We start from the raw sequence: 17082 nt of genomic DNA, 5'->3' as shown, positions 1-17082 counted from the left end.
TTTGCAGCCCGGGCGTTTCGCGATTCGCGAGGCGGAGCATGAAACAGAACAACGGGAACATCCATATACCGATGGGTATACGGGCGCTGGACTATTGGTTTTGCTGTTCGATCAGTGCCAGGCAGCGCTGTACGACCGGGCTCATGTCACCCTTGCGGCGGCTGAGGATGATCGGGCTGACCGCGCCGCTATCCAGCAAACCGACATACTCGATATCGGTACGGTGCTGCTGCTGCACCGACGCCGGTACCAGGGTCACCCCTACGCCAACCGCCACCAGGCCGATGGCCGTCTGCAGCTCGTTGGCCCACTGGCTGACGTGGATGCTCATGCCGTGCTGGGCGAACAGCGCCAGCACGTGGTCGGCATAACTGGGCCGGGGGTTGGCCGGGTAGAGGATGAATGCCTCGCCAGCCAGCTGGGCAAGGCTGAGCGGGCTGCCCGCCAGCGGGTGGCCCTTGGGCAGCACGGCCACCAGCGGGTCTTCGCGCAGTACCTGTTGGTGAATGGCCGAGTCATCGATGCGAATGCGCCCGAAAGCGATGTCGATGCGCCCGCTCTTCAGCGCTTCCACCTGTTGCAGCGTGGTCATCTCGCTCAAGCCAAGCTCCAGTTCGCTGTCCTGGCGCAGTTCGCGGATCAGCTCTGGCAGCACGTTGTACAAGGTCGAGGGGGCAAAGCCGATGCCCAGCCACTGGCGCTGGCCCTGGCCGATGCGGCGGGTATTGTCGCTGATGTTCTGCAGCTGCTGCAGCACGGTGCACGTCTGCTCGTAAAAGAACCGCCCAGCCTCGGTCAGCCGCAGCGGGCGTTCGCGCAGCACCAGCAGGGTGCCGAGCTGGTCCTCCAGCTGGCTGATCTGGCGGCTCAGCGGCGGCTGGGCAATGTGCAGCAACTCGGCGGCACGGGTGAAATTCAGGGTTTCGGCCAGGACCTTGAAGTAACGCAGGTGGCGCAGCTCCACAAGACCTCCAGGGTATGGTGGGAGATTCATTTGATATTGGACGCTTATCAGAGTCTCGCGCAATCTTCGAACAATCAAGTAAATGCACCATTCGGGCCTGCAACTGGCAGCCCGACCTGACGGGACCTGGCAACAATGACAAGCGCGCTGATTGAACGCATAGAAGCAATTATCGTCGACCTGCCGACCATTCGCCCGCACAAGCTGGCGATGCACACCATGCAGCAGCAGACCCTGGTGGTATTGCGCGTGCGCTGCAGCGATGGTGTGGAAGGCATCGGCGAGGCCACCACCATCGGTGGCCTGGCCTATGGCTATGAAAGCCCCGAGGGCATCAAGGCCAATATCGACGCGCACCTGGCGCCTGCGCTGATCGGCCTGGCGGCGGACAACATCAACGCTGCCATGCTCAAGCTGGACAAGCTGGCCAAGGGTAATACCTTTGCCAAATCGGGTATTGAAAGCGCCTTGCTCGACGCCCAGGGCAAGCGCCTGGGCCTGCCGGTCAGCGAACTGCTGGGCGGCCGTGTGCGCGACAGCCTGGAAGTGGCCTGGACCCTGGCCAGTGGCGACACCGCGCGTGACATCGCCGAAGCCCAACACATGCTGGAGATCCGTCGTCACCGGGTGTTCAAGCTGAAGATCGGCGCCAACCCGGTGGAGCAGGACCTCAAGCACGTGGTGGCAATCAAGCGCGAGCTGGGCGACAGCGCCAGCGTGCGCGTCGACGTCAACCAGTATTGGGACGAATCCCAGGCCATTCGCGCCTGCCAGGTACTGGGCGACAACGGCATCGACCTGATCGAACAACCGATTTCGCGCATCAACCGGGGTGGCCAGGTGCGCCTGAACCAGCGCAGCCCGGCACCGATCATGGCCGATGAGTCGATCGAAAGTGTCGAGGACGCCTTCAGCCTGGCCGCCGACGGTGCGGCCAGTATCTTTGCCCTTAAGATTGCCAAGAACGGCGGCCCGCGTGCCGTGCTGCGCACCGCACAAATCGCCGAAGCCGCCGGTATCGCCCTGTACGGTGGCACCATGCTTGAAGGCTCGATTGGCACGTTGGCCTCGGCCCATGCGTTCCTTACGTTGCGCCAACTCACCTGGGGCACCGAGCTGTTCGGCCCGCTGCTGCTGACTGAAGAAATCGTCAACGAGCCGCCGCAGTACCACGACTTCCAGCTGCACATTCCCCGTACCCCAGGCCTGGGCCTGACACTGGACGAACAGCGCCTGGCGCGCTTCGCCCGTCGCTGATCAGCAAGCAAGGAGAAAATCATGCTGTTCCACGTGAAGATGACCGTGAAACTGCCGGTCGACATGGACCCGGCCAAGGCTGCCAGGCTCAAGGCCGATGAAAAGGAACTGGCTCAGCGCCTGCAGCGCGAGGGCACCTGGCGCCACCTGTGGCGCATTGCCGGCCACTACGCCAACTACAGCGTGTTTGATGTGCCCAGCGTCGAGGCATTGCACGATACCCTGATGCAACTGCCGCTGTTCCCGTACATGGATATCGAGGTAAACGGCCTGTGCCGGCACCCTTCGTCGATCCACAGCGACGACCGCTGATTCGCACACGACTACCCGACAAGAACAATATGAGGTAAGCAAGATGACCGTGAAAATTTCCCACACTGCCGATGTTCAAGCGTTCTTCAAGAAGGTGGCTGGCCTGGACCACGCCGAAGGCAACCCGCGCTTCAAGCAGATCATCCTGCGTGTACTGCAGGACACTGCGCGCCTGGTGGAAGACCTGGAAATCACCGAAGACGAATTCTGGCACGCCATTGATTACCTCAACCGCCTGGGCGGCCGTAACGAGGCCGGCCTGCTGGCCGCAGGCCTGGGCATCGAGCACTTCCTCGACCTGCTGCAAGACGCCAAGGACGCCGAAGCCGGCCTGGGTGGCGGTACCCCGCGTACCATCGAAGGCCCGCTGTACGTCGCTGGTGCTCCGTTGGCGCAAGGTGAAGCGCGCATGGACGACGGCACCGACCCGGGCGTGGTGATGTTCCTTCAGGGCCAGGTGTTCGATGGCGAAGGCAAGCCGCTGGCCGGTGCCACCGTTGACCTCTGGCACGCCAACACTCAGGGTACTTACTCGTACTTCGACTCGACCCAGTCGGAATACAACTTGCGCCGCCGCATCATTACCGATGCCGAGGGCCGCTACCGTGCGCGCTCCATCGTGCCATCGGGGTATGGCTGCGACCCACAGGGCCCCACCCAGGAGTGCCTGGACCTGCTCGGCCGCCATGGCCAGCGCCCGGCGCACGTGCACTTCTTCATCTCTGCCCCCGGGCATCGCCACCTGACCACGCAGATCAACTTCGAGGGTGACAAGTACCTGTGGGACGACTTCGCCTATGCCACCCGTGACGGGCTGATCGGCGAGTTGCGCTTTGTCGAGGATGCTGCTGCGGCGCACGATCGTGGGGTGCAAGGCGAGCGTTTTGCCGAGCTGGCGTTCGACTTCCACCTGCAATCGGCAGCAGCGCCGGAGGCCGAAGCGCGCAGCCACCGTCCGCGCGCGTTGCAGGAAGGCTGAGTTCGCGCCAGGATTCACAGTGTTTTGGCCTGGGCCTTTCCGTGCGGGGAGGGCCTGGGCTTTTTGCTGTCAGCCGCTTGTGATCTAGAATCGGCCTTTTCCCCGAGCCCTCACCATGCTCCCGATCGCACTGTTACCGACTACCGCCGACCAAGCCCCGCTGATTCGCAACCTTTACCAGTTCTATTCCTACGAATCCTCCGACTGGGAGCAGGAAGACGTCGAAGTGGACGGCCGCTTCTATGTCCACGACGAGCACCTGCAACGTTACTGGCAGGATGACGGCTGGGGCGCCTACCTGGTGCTGGCGGATGGCTTCATCGCTGGTTTTGTGCTGGTCGAGCGCAGTGAGCTGCCGGGCATCGACGCGCTGGAACTGGCCGACCTGTTCATTCTTAAAAAGTATCGCCGCCAGGGTATTGGCCAGGCGGTAGCGTTGCAGTTGCTGGGCGGCGAGGGCGACTGGTTGCTGCGCTGCTATTCACAGGACCCGCCCGCCGTGGCGTTCTGCCACGCCGTATTGGCAAACCTGTCGCGCCCTGCGCAGGCCATTGCCCTGCCTGATGAGCCGGATCTGCTCAACTTCCTGGTCGCAGGTGCCCGTCATTGAGGGCAGGCCAGCTCTGGCTCGTTCCTTGAGGGCATGACGGCATTTTTGTGAGGCACTTCACAAAAAATTCATCGAAGGCATAATGCCACTAATCCAGTTCATTACCCGGCCTCGTCATGCCGGAGCCCTTTTCACGCCCCTCGAAGGTTCAGGTAAAGTTCATGTCGCTAGTCGCAAGCCCCGACATCATGTACCGGCTGTTGATTCAGAGTGTGGTGGACTATGCCATTTACATGCTCACTCCCGAAGGTATCGTCGCCAACTGGAACCCTGGCGCCCAGCGTGCCAAGGGCTACCATGCCGAGGAAATCGTCGGCCAGCATTACTCGTTGTTCTATTCCGAGGCCGAGCGTGCCGCCGGCTTGCCCACATTCAACCTGGAGCAGGCGCGCAGCACCGGGCGCTTCGAAGAGATCGGCTCGCGCTTGCGCAAGGATGGCTCGGCCTTCCACGCCCATGTGGTGATCGATGCGGTGTACGACGATGCTGGCCAACTGGTGGGGTTCGCCAAGGTCACCCGCGACATTTCCGAGCGCCATCGGCAGGAGCAGGAACTGCTGCAGGCCAAGGAACTGGCCGAGCAGTACAGCCAGGAAATGGCCAACCTGTCGCAGTTCCTTGATTCGGTCATTGCCAACATCCCCGCCAGCGTCATCGTCCAGGACCTGGAAAGCCAGCGCATCCTGTTGGCCAACCAGCAGGCCGAGCGCCTGTTCGGCGGGCCGGGGCGCAGCATGATCGGCCAGTTGCCGGGCGATTGCCTGAGCCCGGCAGCGGCCGACTACCTGGAGCAGCAATTGGCGCGTGGTGCCCGCAGTAGCAAGGGCCATGCTGCCGAAACCTGCGTTGACACCGCTCGCGGGCCGCGCACCCTGCGCAGCCGTACCCTGCTTAGCCAGAACCGCGAGGGCCAGGCCGACTATGTGCTGTTCGTGGCTGAAGATGCCACCGAAGAGCTGGCCGCCCATGCGCAGATCCACCACATGGCACACCATGACGCGCTCACCGGGCTGCCCAACCGAACCCTGTTCAACGAACGGCTGCGTCAGGCGCTTGTGCGTGGCGACGAAAACGCCAAGTTGACCGCCGCCCTGTGCCTGGACCTGGACAACTTCAAGAACATCAACGACTCACTGGGCCATGCCTTTGGCGACAAGCTGCTGCGCGAGTTGGGCAAACGCCTGCGTCGCGAGCTGCGTGAGCACGACACCCTGGCCCGCCTGGGCGGTGACGAGTTTGCCGTGGTGCTGACGGGGCTGGACGGGCGGGATGCGGCGTGCAACACCGCGCAGCGGCTGATCAATGCCATTTGCCCGCCATTCCAGATCGAAGGCCATCAGTTCACGGTAGGGGTGAGCATCGGTATTGCCATCGCCCCGGATGACAACGACCAGGCCGAGCAGTTGCTCGGTTATGCCGACATGGCGCTGTACGAGGCCAAGCGTAATGGCCGCAACCGCTTCGAGTGCTTTGACGTCGAGCTGGATGTCGCCGCCCGCCAACGCCGCCTGGTGGAGACCGACTTGCGTACCGCGCTGCACCTGGGCCAGCTGCAGTTGCACTACCAGCCAGTGGTCGACCAGCAAACCAGCAGCGTGACCGGGTACGAAGCGCTGCTGCGCTGGGAGCACCCCACCCGTGGCATGGTCATGCCCATGGACTTCATCCCCATCGCCGAAGAAACCGGGCTTATCCACGAACTGGGCACCCGGGCGCTGAACCTGGCCTGCCAGGAGGCGGCCAGCTGGGACAGCGACCAGACGGTGTCGGTCAACCTGTCGGCGGTGCAGTTCAAGAATGCCAACCTGGTGCATACCGTGGCCCTGGCGCTAGCCGACTCGGGCCTGCCGGCGCAGCGGCTGGAACTGGAAATCACCGAATCGGTGCTGCTGGGCAACAGCGAAGAAAACGTGCGCACCTTGCGTGCGCTGAAGGACTTGGGTGTGTCCATCTCGCTGGACGATTTCGGCACGGGGTATTCATCGCTGGGTTACCTGCGGTCATTCCCGTTCGACCGGATCAAGATCGACAAGTCATTCGTGCATGACATGTGTGACAGCCGCGAGGCAATGTCCATCATCCGCGCCATTACCGACCTGTCCAACAGCCTGATGATCAAGACCACGGCCGAGGGGGTGGAATCTGAAGAGCAGATGCGCCGGTTGGCAGCAGAGGGGTGTTCGCACTTCCAGGGTTATCTGTATGGGCGGCCGGCGCCGGCGAGCGAGCGCTTGAAGCAGGTGATTACGCTACGCTAGAGCCCCTTGGTGGGCGCAACTGTCTTGTTCAAAATCCAGAAGCCTGCGCCATCTCTGTGGGAGCGGGCATGCCCGCGAACACCGGCGCAGCCGGTGCCAGCCACCGCGTTGTTTGCTTCGCGGGCACGCCCGCTCCCACAAGGGACCGCGCAAGCTTTCAGGGCTTGAGCAAGACTCAGCTATTCCAGTCCGGCGCAAACGCCGGGCTCACCACCCGCTGGTCCTTCGGCAAGCCGGCAATTGCCGCGCGGTCTTCATCATCCAGCTGCACCTGAAGCGCGGCCAGGTTGGCCAGCTGGTTCTCGCGGCTGCTGGCCTTGGGTATCGCTGCTACACCGTCCTGTTCCAGCAACCACTTCAATGCCACCTGGCTCGGCAGCACAGCATGTTTGCGGGCAATCGCCTGGATCACCGGCTGCGCCGCCGCCTGGCCACGGGCCAGCGGGGTGTAGGCGGTGAGCAACAGGTCATGGCGACGGGCGTAGTCCAGCAGCGGTTGCTGGTCGAGCAGCACGTGGTACTCCACCTGAATGGCCGACAACGGCGCGCCCAAGGTTTCCACCACCTGGCGCAGCAGCCCCAGCGGGAAGTTGGCCACGCCGATGTGGCGTGCCTTGCCCTCGTCCCGCAGTGCTACCAGGGTGTCGATACTGCGGGCCAGGTCCCAATCCTTGCCGGGCCAGTGGATGTGGAACAGGTCGACCTGTTCGGTGCCCAGGGCGCGCAGGCTGTCTTCCAGCGACTGGCGCATGGCTTTGGGCTCCAGGCGGTCCCACCACACTTTGGTGGTGAGGTGGATCTGCTCGCGTGGGACGTCGCTGTCGCGCAGGGCCTGGCCAACCGCCGCTTCATTTTCGTAGGCGGTGGCGGTGTCGATGTGCCGGTAACCGACTTCCAGCGCCTGGTGCACGGCCTGGGTGCATTCACTGCCAGTCATTGGCCAGGTGCCCAAGCCGATTGCAGGCAGGTCCAGACCGTTACGGGTGGTGAGCCTTTGCATGTAAATTCCTTGTAGGGTGTGCAGGGTTCGCACCCGATGGTCGGCGATCAGCGAGGCACGGGCCATGCGCTCAAAGCACAAAGTGGTCGATCAGCGAACAGTAATTGCAGCCGGCATGGGCAAGTGGCAAATGAACTTCCTTATCCTGCGGCATCTCTTCTAGAATTCGAGCTGTTGCATCCGCCAGGCCATGCCTGCGCGGCCTTCCCTGGGCGTGGCATGGCGTCGCGCCGTCATCGAGAGAGCCATGAGTTCCAGCACACCGCTGTCCGGCGTCAATCAACCCTTGCGCGGTATCGCGCTGGTGGTGGTGGCGACGTTCCTGTTCGCCAGCCACGATGCGTTGTCGAAATTCCTTGGTGGCATTTACCCGATTGTCATGGTGGTGTGGGCGCGCTATGTCGTGCATACGCTGCTGATGGCCGGCATATTCCTGCCCAAGTCTGGCCTCAACGTATTGCGCACCCGCCGGCCGCTGCTGCAAACCTTGCGGGCCCTGAGCCTGCTGAGCACCAGCTTGCTGTTCACCACCGGCCTTCAGTATCTGCCGTTGGCTGAGGCGACGGCGGTCAACTTCCTTGCCCCGGTGCTGGTCACCGCGCTGTCGGCGCCGCTGCTGAAAGAGCGGGTGACGGTGGGGCAGTGGGTGGCGGTGGTGCTGGGCTTTATCGGTGTGCTGGTGGTGGTGCACCCGGGCGGGGCGATGTTTACCCCGGCCATTCTGTACCCGTTCGGCTCGGCACTGGGTTTCTGCTTCTATCAACTGCTCACGCGCATTCTGGCTGCCCATGACAGCCCGACCACCAGCAACTTCTATGCGGGGTTGTGCAACACGCTGGCGATGAGTGCGCTGGTGCCGTTCTTCTGGGAGGTGCCGCGCTGGGACCATGCCCTGTTGATGCTGGCGCTGGGGGGCTTTGGCATGTCGGCGCACCTGCTGCTGACCCAGGCCTTCCGCCATGCAGCACCGGCGTTACTGGCGCCGTTCAGCTATTGCCAGATCGTATTTGCCGGGTTGCTCGGGTTGGTGATCTACAGCCAGGTGCCGGATACCCTCAGCCTGGTGGGTATTTCGGTGATCTGCCTCAGCGGGCTGGGGGCGGCGTGGATGCAGCGGCGCAAGTAGAAACCTGTACAGGCTGACTTGTGGGAGCGGCCTTCAGGCGCGATCCTTCATCAAGGCCTGCAACGAATCATCAAAGTCTCGCAGGGCATCCGCCTGCACCGCCCGTTCGTCCTCGACCACCCGCGCCACATCGCCCAGGCGCTTGCTTGCCCGCCCTTCGGCACGGCCGATATAGGTCAGTTGGTCATCGAAAAACCGTGCCACTACCCGGCTCTCGATGCCCGCGCTGGCCAACCGGCTTTCAGTGTCCAGTAGCACGATCACATCCGGGTGGTCGCCCAGCAGCGTATCCAGGTCGTCATAAAAAGTGACTTCAGCGAACTGCTGCGCCAGCGACCGTGCCAGCCAGTCATAGGCTTGGCTTTCACTGTTCAGGGTTGCCACCGGGATGCGCTGGCCTGCTGTGGGTGCGTTAGCCTGGGCGCGGTGGTTGCCGAGGTAGGCAAGGGTCGCTTCGGCATCGCGCCCCAGCAAAACCGCCACCCGCTGGCCGGGGGCCAGGGCAACGCTGGAGATGGCCGTGGCCGAATAGAAGTGCCCGTAGGGCTGGCGGGTTTCGGTAGCGGCCGGATTGGCACAACCGCCGAGGGCGGCCAGCAAGGCGAGCAGGGCAGCGATCATGCCGGATTTCATGGATGGTCCCTCGTCGATGCAGTGAATGCCTGCATCTTCCGTCCGGGCCGGCCGCAGCGGAACTTGATGGCATTCATGGTGGCTATCGATGAGGTCGATGTGTCACTGCGCAGCCATGAATTGCAGGATGCGCTCGCGCAGCCAGCGTTCGGCCGGGTCGTTGTCCTGGGCGCCGCTCCACACCATCGACAGCTCGGCCTCGGTGATATCGAACGGCGCCGGGTCGGCGCGCAGGCTGCCGTCGTCGGCCAGGGCGCAGGCAGCATAGTCCGGCACTGTGGCGATCATCTCGGTGTTGCGCAGCAGGGCGCGCAGGCTGCCGAACTGCGGTACCGCCAGCACCACCTTGCGGCAGCGGCCGATGCGTGCCAGGTCCAGGTCGATGTTGCCACTCATGTCGCCGGAGAATGACACCATCACATGCGGGCGGGCGCAGTATTCGTCGAGGGTCAACGGGCCCGGGCGGTCGTCGGCGCGCAGCACCCGCACGCCAATATTGCGCAGCTTGCGGCGCTTGGCGGTGGCCGGCAGGTCGGTGGTGTAGCTCACGCCTACCGAGATCTCGCCGCTGGCCAGCAAGCCGGGCATCAGCAGGAAGTTGGCCCGGCGTACCACCACGCTGATGTCCGGGGCCTCTTCTTGCAGGGCCTGCAGCAGCGCCGGGAACAGGCCGAACTCGGCATCGTCCGACAGGCCCAGGCGGAACACGTTGCAACTGCTGGCCGGGTCGAATTCGCGGGCGCGGCTGATGGCGGCGGAAATCACGTCCATGGCCGGGCCCAACTCGGCGAAGATCTGCATGGCCCTGGGGGTGGGCTCCATGGCCCGGCCATTGCGGATCAGCAGCGGGTCGTCGAATAGCTCGCGCAGGCGGGCGAGGGCGGCGCTGACGGTGGACTGGGTGATGAACAGCTTTTCGCCGACCCGGGTCAGGTTGCGTTCGATCATCAGGGCTTCGAACAGCACCAGCAGGTTCATGTCGACGCGGCGCAGGTCGTTGCGGTTCATTGGGCTCAGGTTCCGGGGGTAGAGGGCTTGGCGGTGTATTGAAGCATGTGGGTGGCCTGCGTGCCTTGTATGGATGTGCCGGCCTCTTCGCGGGCACGCCCGCTCCCACAGGTACAGCGCGGTTTTCAAGGCCTGTGCAGATCCTGTGGGAGCGGGCGCGCCCGCGAAGAGGCCAGGACAGGAAAGCGCTGACAGAGCCAGCCTATCACCCCCTAACAGCCACTCTATTAGAACTCTGCCCAAGCTCGGCTAGTCTTTCCCCTGGCCCCGCGAATTGCGCGAGTGGGCGGCGTGGCAGCACCTGTGTGCAAGACCGCGCCCACCTGCCGTGACAGCTTCGCAAGCCCCGTGTAGACCTGATGAGGGGTAGCACGAGCGCACACGCTCGGCTGAAAGAACACCTGGCACAGACCGGAAATCTGGATAACCGACCCAAAGGTACCCGCAGATGTCGAACGAATCGAAATGCCCGTTCCATCAAACCGCAGGTGGCGGCACCACCAACCGTGACTGGTGGCCTGACCAGCTCAACCTGAGAATTCTTCACCAACATTCGTCCAAGTCCAGCCCCGACCCGGACTTCGACTATGCCAAGGCGTTCAAGAGCTTGGACTTCCAGGCCTTGAAGAAAGACCTGACCGCCTTGATGACCGACTCGCAGGACTGGTGGCCCGCCGACTTCGGCCACTACGGCCCATTGTTCATCCGCATGGCCTGGCACAGCGCCGGTACCTACCGCATCGGCGACGGCCGGGGTGGTGCGGGCTCTGGCCAGCAGCGTTTCGCCCCGCTCAACAGCTGGCCGGACAACGTCAGCCTGGACAAGGCCCGGCGCCTGCTGTGGCCGATCAAGCAGAAGTACGGCAACAAGATTTCCTGGGCCGACCTGATCGTGCTCACCGGCAACGTTGCCCTCGAATCCATGGGCTTCAAGACCTTCGGCTTTTCGGGCGGGCGCGCCGATGTGTGGGAGCCTGATGAAGATGTGTACTGGGGCTCGGAAAAGGTCTGGCTGGGTGGCGATACTCGCTACGGCAAGGACCAGGTCAAGGCCCAGCCGCCAGGCCAGGGTGATCTGGTGGCCGAGCCGGCCAAGCATGGGGAGGAACAGAACCGCGACCTGTCGGCCGAGCGCAACCTGGAGAACCCGCTGGCTGCCGTGCAGATGGGCCTGATCTACGTGAACCCGGAAGGGCCGGAAGGCAACCCGGACCCGGTGGCGTCGGGCAAGGACATCCGTGAAACCTTCGGCCGCATGGCCATGAACGATGAAGAAACCGTAGCGTTGATTGCTGGCGGCCACGCCTTCGGCAAAACCCACGGTGCCGGCCCTGCCGACAACGTCGGCCCTGAACCGGAAGCGGCTGGCCTGGAATTGCAGGGCCTGGGCTGGGCCAACAAGTTCGGCAGCGGTAAGGGTGGGGACGCCATCACCAGCGGCCTGGAAGTGATCTGGACCTCCACCCCCACCCGATGGAGCAACGAGTACCTCAACAACCTGTTCAACTTTGAGTGGGAGTTGACCAAGAGCCCGGCAGGTGCGCACCAATGGCGGCCGAAAGAGGGCAAAGGCGCCGGAACGGTGCCGGATGCGCACGACCCGGGTAAAAAGCATGCACCCTCCATGTTGACCTCCGACCTGGCGCTGCGCTTCGACCCGATCTACGAGCCGATCGCCCGCCGCTTCAAGGAGAACCCCGACCAGCTGGCGGATGCGTTCGCCCGCGCCTGGTACAAGCTGATCCACCGCGACATGGGCCCGCTGGCACGTTACCTGGGCCCGGAAATGCCAAACGAAGAGCTGCTGTGGCAAGACCCGTTGCCCAAAGCCGATCCATCCACGCTCAGCGAGCAAGACATCGCGGCCCTCAAAACCAAGGTGCTGGGTGCGGGCCTGAGCGTGGGCGAGCTGGTTTCCACCGCCTGGGCATCGGCCTCGACCTTCCGTGGCTCTGACAAGCGCGGTGGTGCCAATGGCGCCCGCTTGCGCCTGGCGCCGCAGAACGGCTGGGCTGCCAACCAGGGTGTCGACAAGGTACTGGCGGCCCTGGAAAAGATTCAGGCCGACTTCAACACCGGCGGGAAGAAGGTCTCGCTGGCCGACCTGATCGTGCTGGCCGGTACCGCAGCTGTGGAAAAGGCCGCCAAGGATGCCGGCTACAGTGGCAACGTGGGCTTCCGACCGGGCCGCGTCGATGCGTCCCAGGCGCAGACCGACGTCGAGTCGTTCGCGGTGCTGGAGCCGCTGGCCGATGGATTCCGCAACTTCACCAAGGCACGTTATAGCGTCAAGGCCGAGAAGCTGTTGCTGGACAAGGCCCAGTTGCTGACCCTGACTGCGCCCGAACTGACCGTGCTGATCGGTGGCCTGCGCGTGCTGGGCGCCAACCATGGCGGCAGCAAGCAGGGTGTGTTCACCGACAAGGTCGGCACCTTGAGCAATGACTTCTTCCGCAACCTGCTGGACATGGGCGTGGAGTGGAAGGCGACGTCGGCGGACAACGAAAGCTTCGAAGGCCGTGACCGCAAGACCGGGCAGGTGAAGTGGACCGGTAGCCGGGTTGACCTGGTGTTTGGTTCGCATGCCCAGTTGCGGGCATTGAGTGAGGTGTATGGCAGCAGTGATGGGCGTGACAAGTTTGTTCGGGACTTTGTTGCGGCCTGGCAGAAGGTCATGGAGCTGGACCGCTTTGACCTGAAGTAACAGTGTTATCGGTGGGACGCTTTGCGTCCCATTCGCGGGCTTGCCCGCTCCCACAGGTACCGCACTGCTTTTCAGGGTGCTGAAAACCTGTGGGAGCGGGCAAGCCCGCGAATGGGCTGCACAGCAGCCCCTGGCGCCAGTGGCAATCCCGCCAATTTGAGGTCGGATAGATACAAAAGCGCCCTCGTCGGTTCTGTTGCAATGCTTCTCAGGCGGCAAGCCTGAACAGCGTGCTCATAACGACAAGGAACCCCGACCATGCAAATGCCCAAGACCCTGAATATCCGCAACGGCGACAAGGTGCAGCCAACCTTTTCGGCACAGGAATACGCGGCCCGTCACGCTCGCCTGCGGGCCTACATGGCCGATCAGGACATCGAGGCAGCCATCTTCACGTCGTACCACAACGTCAACTACTACAGCGATTTCCTCTACTGCTCGTTCGGCCGCCCCTATGCGCTGGTGATCACCCAGGACAAGGTTGTCTCGATCAGCGCCAACATCGACGGTGGGCAACCCTGGCGGCGCACGGTCGGCACTGACAACATCGTCTACACCGACTGGCAGCGCGACAACTACTTCGTTGCCATCCAGCAGGCGCTACCGCTGGCCTCGCGCATTGGCGTGGAACACGACCACCTCAACCTGCAGAACCACGCCAAGCTCGCCGCCTGCTACCCCAAGGCCGAACTGGTGGACATCGGCGCCCCGTGCATGCGCATGCGCATGATCAAGTCGGCCGAGGAGCAGGCGCTGATCCGCCATGGCGCGCAGGTGGCCGACATTGGCGGTGCGGCGGTGGTGGAGGCGCTGCGTGATCAGGTGCCGGAGTACGAAGTGGCGCTGCATGCCACCCAGGCGATGGTGCGTGAAATCGCCAGGCGCTTCCCCGATGCGGAGCTGATGGACACCTGGACCTGGTTCCAGTCCGGGCTCAACACCGATGGCGCGCACAACCCGGTCACCAGCCGTCGCGTTGGCAAAGGTGAGATCCTCAGCCTCAATTGCTTCCCGATGATCGCTGGCTACTACACCGCGCTGGAGCGCACACTGTTCCTTGACCACTGCCCGGACGAGTGCCTGCGCCTGTGGCAGGCCAACGTCGAAGTGCACGAGGCCGGGTTGAAGCTGGTACGCCCGGGCATGCGCTGCAGCGACATTGCCCGCGAACTGAACGAGATCTTCCTGCGTCACGACCTGCTGCAGTACCGCACCTTTGGCTATGGCCATTCGTTCGGCACCTTGAGCCACTACTACGGGCGCGAAGCGGGGCTGGAGCTGCGCGAAGACATCGACACGGTGCTGGAGCCGGGCATGGTGGTGTCGATTGAACCGATGATCATGCTGCCTGAAGGGCGACCAGGGGCGGGCGGGTACCGCGAGCATGACATCCTGATCGTCAATGACCACGGCGCTGAGAACATCACCAAGTTCCCGTATGGGCCGGAGCACAACATCATTCGCAAGTAAGCATCGGCGTCGCCTGCTTCGCGGGCACGCCCGCTCCCACAGGGGCCTCACACATCCTGAAGGAGCGGGCCTGCCCGCGAAAAGGCCAGCCTGGACAATAAAAAAATCACTGTATGACCACCAGACCCTGCCTCCAATTAAAAGAACCAGAGGGTACCCGTCATGTCCAGCACCACCCTGAATGCACCCACCCTCGACGGCGCCGCGCCCAGCGCCGAACGCCAGGCCCTGCGCAAGGCCGCCCGGGCCAGTTTCATGGGCAACTTCGTCGAGTGGTTCGACTACGCCGCTTACGGCTACCTGGCAACCATCATCGCCGCCACCTTCTTCCCGCAAACTGACAAAACCACCGGCCTGTTGGCAACCTTCGCCGTGTTTGCCCTGTCGTTCCTGGTGCGCCCGCTGGGCGGCATCGTCTGGGGCCACTTTGGCGACCGCCATGGCCGGCGCAATGCGCTGTCGTGGTCCATCCTGATCATGTCGGTGTCCACCTTCTGCATCGGCCTGTTGCCCGGTTATGCGCAAATCGGCCTGTGGGCGCCGGCCCTGTTGCTGTTGATCCGCCTGGTGCAGGGTTTTTCCGCCTCGGGCGAATATGCAGGTGCTGCGGCGTTCCTGGCCGAGTACGCGCCACCCGGCCGGCGTGGCCTGTACACCAGCATCGTGCCGGCCAGCACGGCGGCCGGGTTGCTGTTCGGTGCGGCGTTCGTGGCGTTACTGCACGAGCTGCTCAGCAGCGAAGCCCTGCATGAGTGGGGCTGGCGCCTGCCGTTCCTGCTGGCGGCGCCGTTCGGGCTGGTTGGGCGTTATATCCGCATGAGCCTGCAGGACACGCCCAAGTTCCTGGAGATGGAGCAACGCCTGGAACACAAGGCTGACATGGCACCGATGCCGCTGCGCGAACTTATGGGCCAGCACCGCCGCAGCCTGGCCATCGGCATTGGCGTTACCTGCCTGAACGCCGTGGCGTTCTACCTGCTGCTCAGCTACATGCCAACCTACCTGTCCACTGAAATGGGCATGAGCGAGCGGGATTCGTTCATTGCCTCGACGGTGTCGCTGGCCACCTACATCGGCTTGATCTTCCTGATGGGGCGGTTGTCCGACCGGTTTGGCCGCAAGACCATGCTGGTGGTGGCTTCGCTGTTGTTCCTGGGGTTGACCGTGCCGTTGTTCCGCCTGCTGGATGGGCAGCCGCTGCTGGTGATCCTGGCTATCCAGATTTGCTTCGGGGCGATACTGGCGATGAATGACGGCACTTTACCGTGCCTGCTGGCGGAAATTTTCCCGACCCGGGTGCGCTTCAGCGGCTTTGCCCTCAGCTTCAACCTGGCCAACGCACTGTTTGGCGGGACTGCGCCGTTCATTGCCACCTGGCTGATACAGGTGACGGGCAGCAAGCTGGCACCGGCGGGGTATTTGCTTGCCGCAGCGCTGGTGGCACTGGTGGCCATGCTGATGTGCCGGGAAACTGCGCACTCGGCGCTGGAAGATTAGTCGACCTGTGCCGGCCTCTTCGCGGGCACGCCCGCTCCCACAGGATCCGCGCTACCTTCAGGGTTGACGCGGTCCCTGTGGGAGCGGGCGTGCCCGCGAAGAGGCCGGTACAGGCCGGAGCAAATCATGAATCAATGCAAAGAGGCCTGCCGCCGCTCCCCCAGTGGCGACAACCCAAAAAACCGGCTGTAACTCTTGGAAAAATGTGCCGGCGAACTGAACCCGCACGCCAACGCCACCTCACGCACCTGCACATCACTGCGCAGCAGCAGCTCCCGCGCCCGCGACAGGCGCAGCTCCAGGTAATACTGGCTGGGCGTACGCTGCAGGTACTTGTGGAACAACCGCTCCAGCTGGCGCACGGTCACTTCGTTGAGGCTGGCCAGCTCTTCCAGCCCCAACGGTTCTTCCAGGTTGGCCTCCATGATCGCCACCACCTGGCTCAACTTGGGTTGGCCGCTACCGAGCAGGGTGCGCAGCGGCACCCGCTGGCGCTCGCGTTCGCCACGCACCCGGTCGCACAGCAGCAGCTCGGCCGCCTTGGCCGCGATGTCCTGGCCACCCGGTTCGCGAGCGACCAGTTGCAGCATCATGTCCATGGCCGCCACACCGCCCGAGCAGGTGTAGCGGTCCCGGTCCAGTTCAAACAGCTGGCTGGAGATGACGATGCCGGGAAAATGCGCCTGCAACGTCGGCAGGTCTTCCCAATGGATGGTGCAACGGTAGCCTTTGAGCAGTTCGGCCTTGGCCAACAGGTAGCTGCCTGTGCAGATACCGCCCAATGGCAAGTGCTGGCGTGCCAGCTGGCGCAACCAGTCGATCAGCGGGCGGTTGCCACGGCCACGGTCAATCGGGTTGGCACCGACCACCAGCAGCGCGTCCAGCGCGGGGGCGTTGGCAATGCTGTAGTCGGGCAGTACGCGCATACCGTTGCTGGCGGCCACCGGTGCATCGCCCGCGGCAATCAGCACGCTGCGAAACAGGGGCTTGCGCGCGGCCAGGTTGGCCATGCGCAGGGTCTCCACCGCCGAGGCCAGGCCGATGGTGGTGAAATTGGGCAAGATCAGAAAGCCGAAGGTCTTTACGGAACAACTCTTTACAATAGATGGCGATGGGTTTGCAGAAGCGGGGTGGACCATTGCGCTGTTCCTGTGCAAGCTGAGGCATAGTTCGTCAGGGGCAGTGAGAAAATACAGCCTCGCGTGGTTCTTGTTGTTATGGGTCGTTGCCGGGTCGATATTACACCCTGGGCGCAGCGGCCAGG

Annotated in this window: 14 protein-coding genes; 9 read left to right on the top strand and 5 right to left on the bottom strand. The window is 63.5% G+C overall.

The window, feature by feature from the left end; all coding sequences use genetic code 11:
• Positions 1 to 91: 91 nt before the first annotated feature.
• Entirely contained in the window at positions 92 to 964 is an 873-nt protein-coding gene (catR, locus tag ACFY9W_RS11140) for an HTH-type transcriptional regulator CatR (protein ID WP_391129715.1), read from the bottom strand.
• Between the two features lie 135 nt (positions 965 to 1099).
• Between catR and ACFY9W_RS11135 the strand changes: the two genes are divergently transcribed.
• From ACFY9W_RS11135 to ACFY9W_RS11115, 5 genes are all read left to right on the top strand, one after another.
• Positions 1100 to 2221, top strand: a complete 1122-nt coding sequence (locus ACFY9W_RS11135) for a muconate/chloromuconate family cycloisomerase (protein ID WP_391129712.1) — start codon at positions 1100 to 1102, stop codon at positions 2219 to 2221.
• Positions 2222 to 2242: 21 nt separating this feature from the next.
• Complete coding sequence (gene catC / locus ACFY9W_RS11130; protein ID WP_060497109.1) at positions 2243 to 2533, top strand: muconolactone Delta-isomerase; 291 nt, start codon at positions 2243 to 2245, stop codon at positions 2531 to 2533.
• 43 nt (positions 2534 to 2576) lie between these two features.
• Positions 2577 to 3512 carry a catechol 1,2-dioxygenase gene (catA, locus tag ACFY9W_RS11125; RefSeq protein WP_391129709.1) on the top strand — a complete coding sequence of 312 codons (936 nt, stop codon included), beginning with the start codon at positions 2577 to 2579 and terminating at the stop codon, positions 3510 to 3512.
• 115 nt (positions 3513 to 3627) lie between these two features.
• Complete coding sequence (locus ACFY9W_RS11120) at positions 3628 to 4122, top strand: GNAT family N-acetyltransferase (RefSeq protein WP_391129706.1); 495 nt, start codon at positions 3628 to 3630, stop codon at positions 4120 to 4122.
• A 161-nt stretch (positions 4123 to 4283) separates the two neighbouring features.
• A complete protein-coding gene (locus ACFY9W_RS11115; RefSeq protein WP_391129703.1) occupies positions 4284 to 6380 on the top strand; it encodes an EAL domain-containing protein in 2097 nt (698 codons plus the stop codon).
• 175 nt (positions 6381 to 6555) lie between these two features.
• On the opposite strand, the gene ACFY9W_RS11110 is transcribed toward ACFY9W_RS11115, so the two are convergent.
• Entirely contained in the window at positions 6556 to 7380 is an 825-nt protein-coding gene (locus ACFY9W_RS11110; protein ID WP_391129700.1) for an aldo/keto reductase, read from the bottom strand.
• Between the two features lie 247 nt (positions 7381 to 7627).
• Between ACFY9W_RS11110 and ACFY9W_RS11105 the strand changes: the two genes are divergently transcribed.
• A complete protein-coding gene (locus ACFY9W_RS11105) occupies positions 7628 to 8506 on the top strand; it encodes an EamA family transporter (protein WP_391129697.1) in 879 nt (292 codons plus the stop codon).
• Positions 8507 to 8539: 33 nt separating this feature from the next.
• Here ACFY9W_RS11105 and ACFY9W_RS11100 read toward each other — a convergent pair whose 3' ends face one another.
• Positions 8540 to 9127: a hypothetical protein gene (locus ACFY9W_RS11100; RefSeq protein ID WP_391129694.1), complete on the bottom strand. Its 588-nt coding sequence runs from the start codon at positions 9125 to 9127 to the stop codon at positions 8540 to 8542.
• 114 nt (positions 9128 to 9241) lie between these two features.
• Positions 9242 to 10147 carry a LysR substrate-binding domain-containing protein gene (locus ACFY9W_RS11095; protein ID WP_391129691.1) on the bottom strand — a complete coding sequence of 302 codons (906 nt, stop codon included), beginning with the start codon at positions 10145 to 10147 and terminating at the stop codon, positions 9242 to 9244.
• Between the two features lie 448 nt (positions 10148 to 10595).
• Between ACFY9W_RS11095 and katG the strand changes: the two genes are divergently transcribed.
• From katG to ACFY9W_RS11080, 3 genes are all read left to right on the top strand, one after another.
• Complete coding sequence (gene katG, locus ACFY9W_RS11090; RefSeq protein WP_391129688.1) at positions 10596 to 12851, top strand: catalase/peroxidase HPI; 2256 nt, start codon at positions 10596 to 10598, stop codon at positions 12849 to 12851.
• A gap of 258 nt (positions 12852 to 13109) precedes the next feature.
• Positions 13110 to 14321, top strand: coding sequence for a M24 family metallopeptidase (locus ACFY9W_RS11085; protein ID WP_391129685.1), 1212 nt, complete (start codon positions 13110 to 13112; stop codon positions 14319 to 14321).
• Positions 14322 to 14483: 162 nt separating this feature from the next.
• Positions 14484 to 15818, top strand: coding sequence for an MFS transporter (locus ACFY9W_RS11080; RefSeq protein WP_391129682.1), 1335 nt, complete (start codon positions 14484 to 14486; stop codon positions 15816 to 15818).
• Positions 15819 to 15949: 131 nt separating this feature from the next.
• Here ACFY9W_RS11080 and ACFY9W_RS11075 read toward each other — a convergent pair whose 3' ends face one another.
• Entirely contained in the window at positions 15950 to 16957 is a 1008-nt protein-coding gene (locus ACFY9W_RS11075; RefSeq protein WP_391129679.1) for a helix-turn-helix domain-containing protein, read from the bottom strand.
• Positions 16958 to 17082: the final 125 nt, after the last annotated feature.

Source organism: Pseudomonas sp. NPDC008258 (assembly GCF_042956345.1).
In the GTDB taxonomy this organism is placed as follows: domain Bacteria; phylum Pseudomonadota; class Gammaproteobacteria; order Pseudomonadales; family Pseudomonadaceae; genus Aquipseudomonas.
Note: the sequence above shows the minus strand (reverse complement) of the source record. Positions and strands in the feature narration are given on the sequence as shown.

Bases quoted from the DNA above. Each gene is read 5' to 3' on its own strand.
- ACFY9W_RS11135 (WP_391129712.1), top strand. From the start codon at position 1,100: ATGACAAGCGCGCTGATTGAACGCATAGAAGCAATTATCGTCGACCTG.
- catC (WP_060497109.1), top strand. From the start codon at position 2,243: ATGCTGTTCCACGTGAAGATGACCGTGAAACTGCCGGTCGACATGGAC.
- catA (WP_391129709.1), top strand. From the start codon at position 2,577: ATGACCGTGAAAATTTCCCACACTGCCGATGTTCAAGCGTTCTTCAAG.
- ACFY9W_RS11120 (WP_391129706.1), top strand. From the start codon at position 3,628: ATGCTCCCGATCGCACTGTTACCGACTACCGCCGACCAAGCCCCGCTG.
- ACFY9W_RS11115 (WP_391129703.1), top strand. From the start codon at position 4,284: ATGTCGCTAGTCGCAAGCCCCGACATCATGTACCGGCTGTTGATTCAG.
- ACFY9W_RS11110 (WP_391129700.1), bottom strand. From the start codon at position 7,380: ATGCAAAGGCTCACCACCCGTAACGGTCTGGACCTGCCTGCAATCGGC.
- ACFY9W_RS11105 (WP_391129697.1), top strand. From the start codon at position 7,628: ATGAGTTCCAGCACACCGCTGTCCGGCGTCAATCAACCCTTGCGCGGT.
- ACFY9W_RS11100 (WP_391129694.1), bottom strand. From the start codon at position 9,127: ATGATCGCTGCCCTGCTCGCCTTGCTGGCCGCCCTCGGCGGTTGTGCC.
- ACFY9W_RS11095 (WP_391129691.1), bottom strand. From the start codon at position 10,147: ATGAACCGCAACGACCTGCGCCGCGTCGACATGAACCTGCTGGTGCTG.
- katG (WP_391129688.1), top strand. From the start codon at position 10,596: ATGTCGAACGAATCGAAATGCCCGTTCCATCAAACCGCAGGTGGCGGC.
- ACFY9W_RS11085 (WP_391129685.1), top strand. From the start codon at position 13,110: ATGCAAATGCCCAAGACCCTGAATATCCGCAACGGCGACAAGGTGCAG.
- ACFY9W_RS11080 (WP_391129682.1), top strand. From the start codon at position 14,484: ATGTCCAGCACCACCCTGAATGCACCCACCCTCGACGGCGCCGCGCCC.
- ACFY9W_RS11075 (WP_391129679.1), bottom strand. From the start codon at position 16,957: ATGGTCCACCCCGCTTCTGCAAACCCATCGCCATCTATTGTAAAGAGT.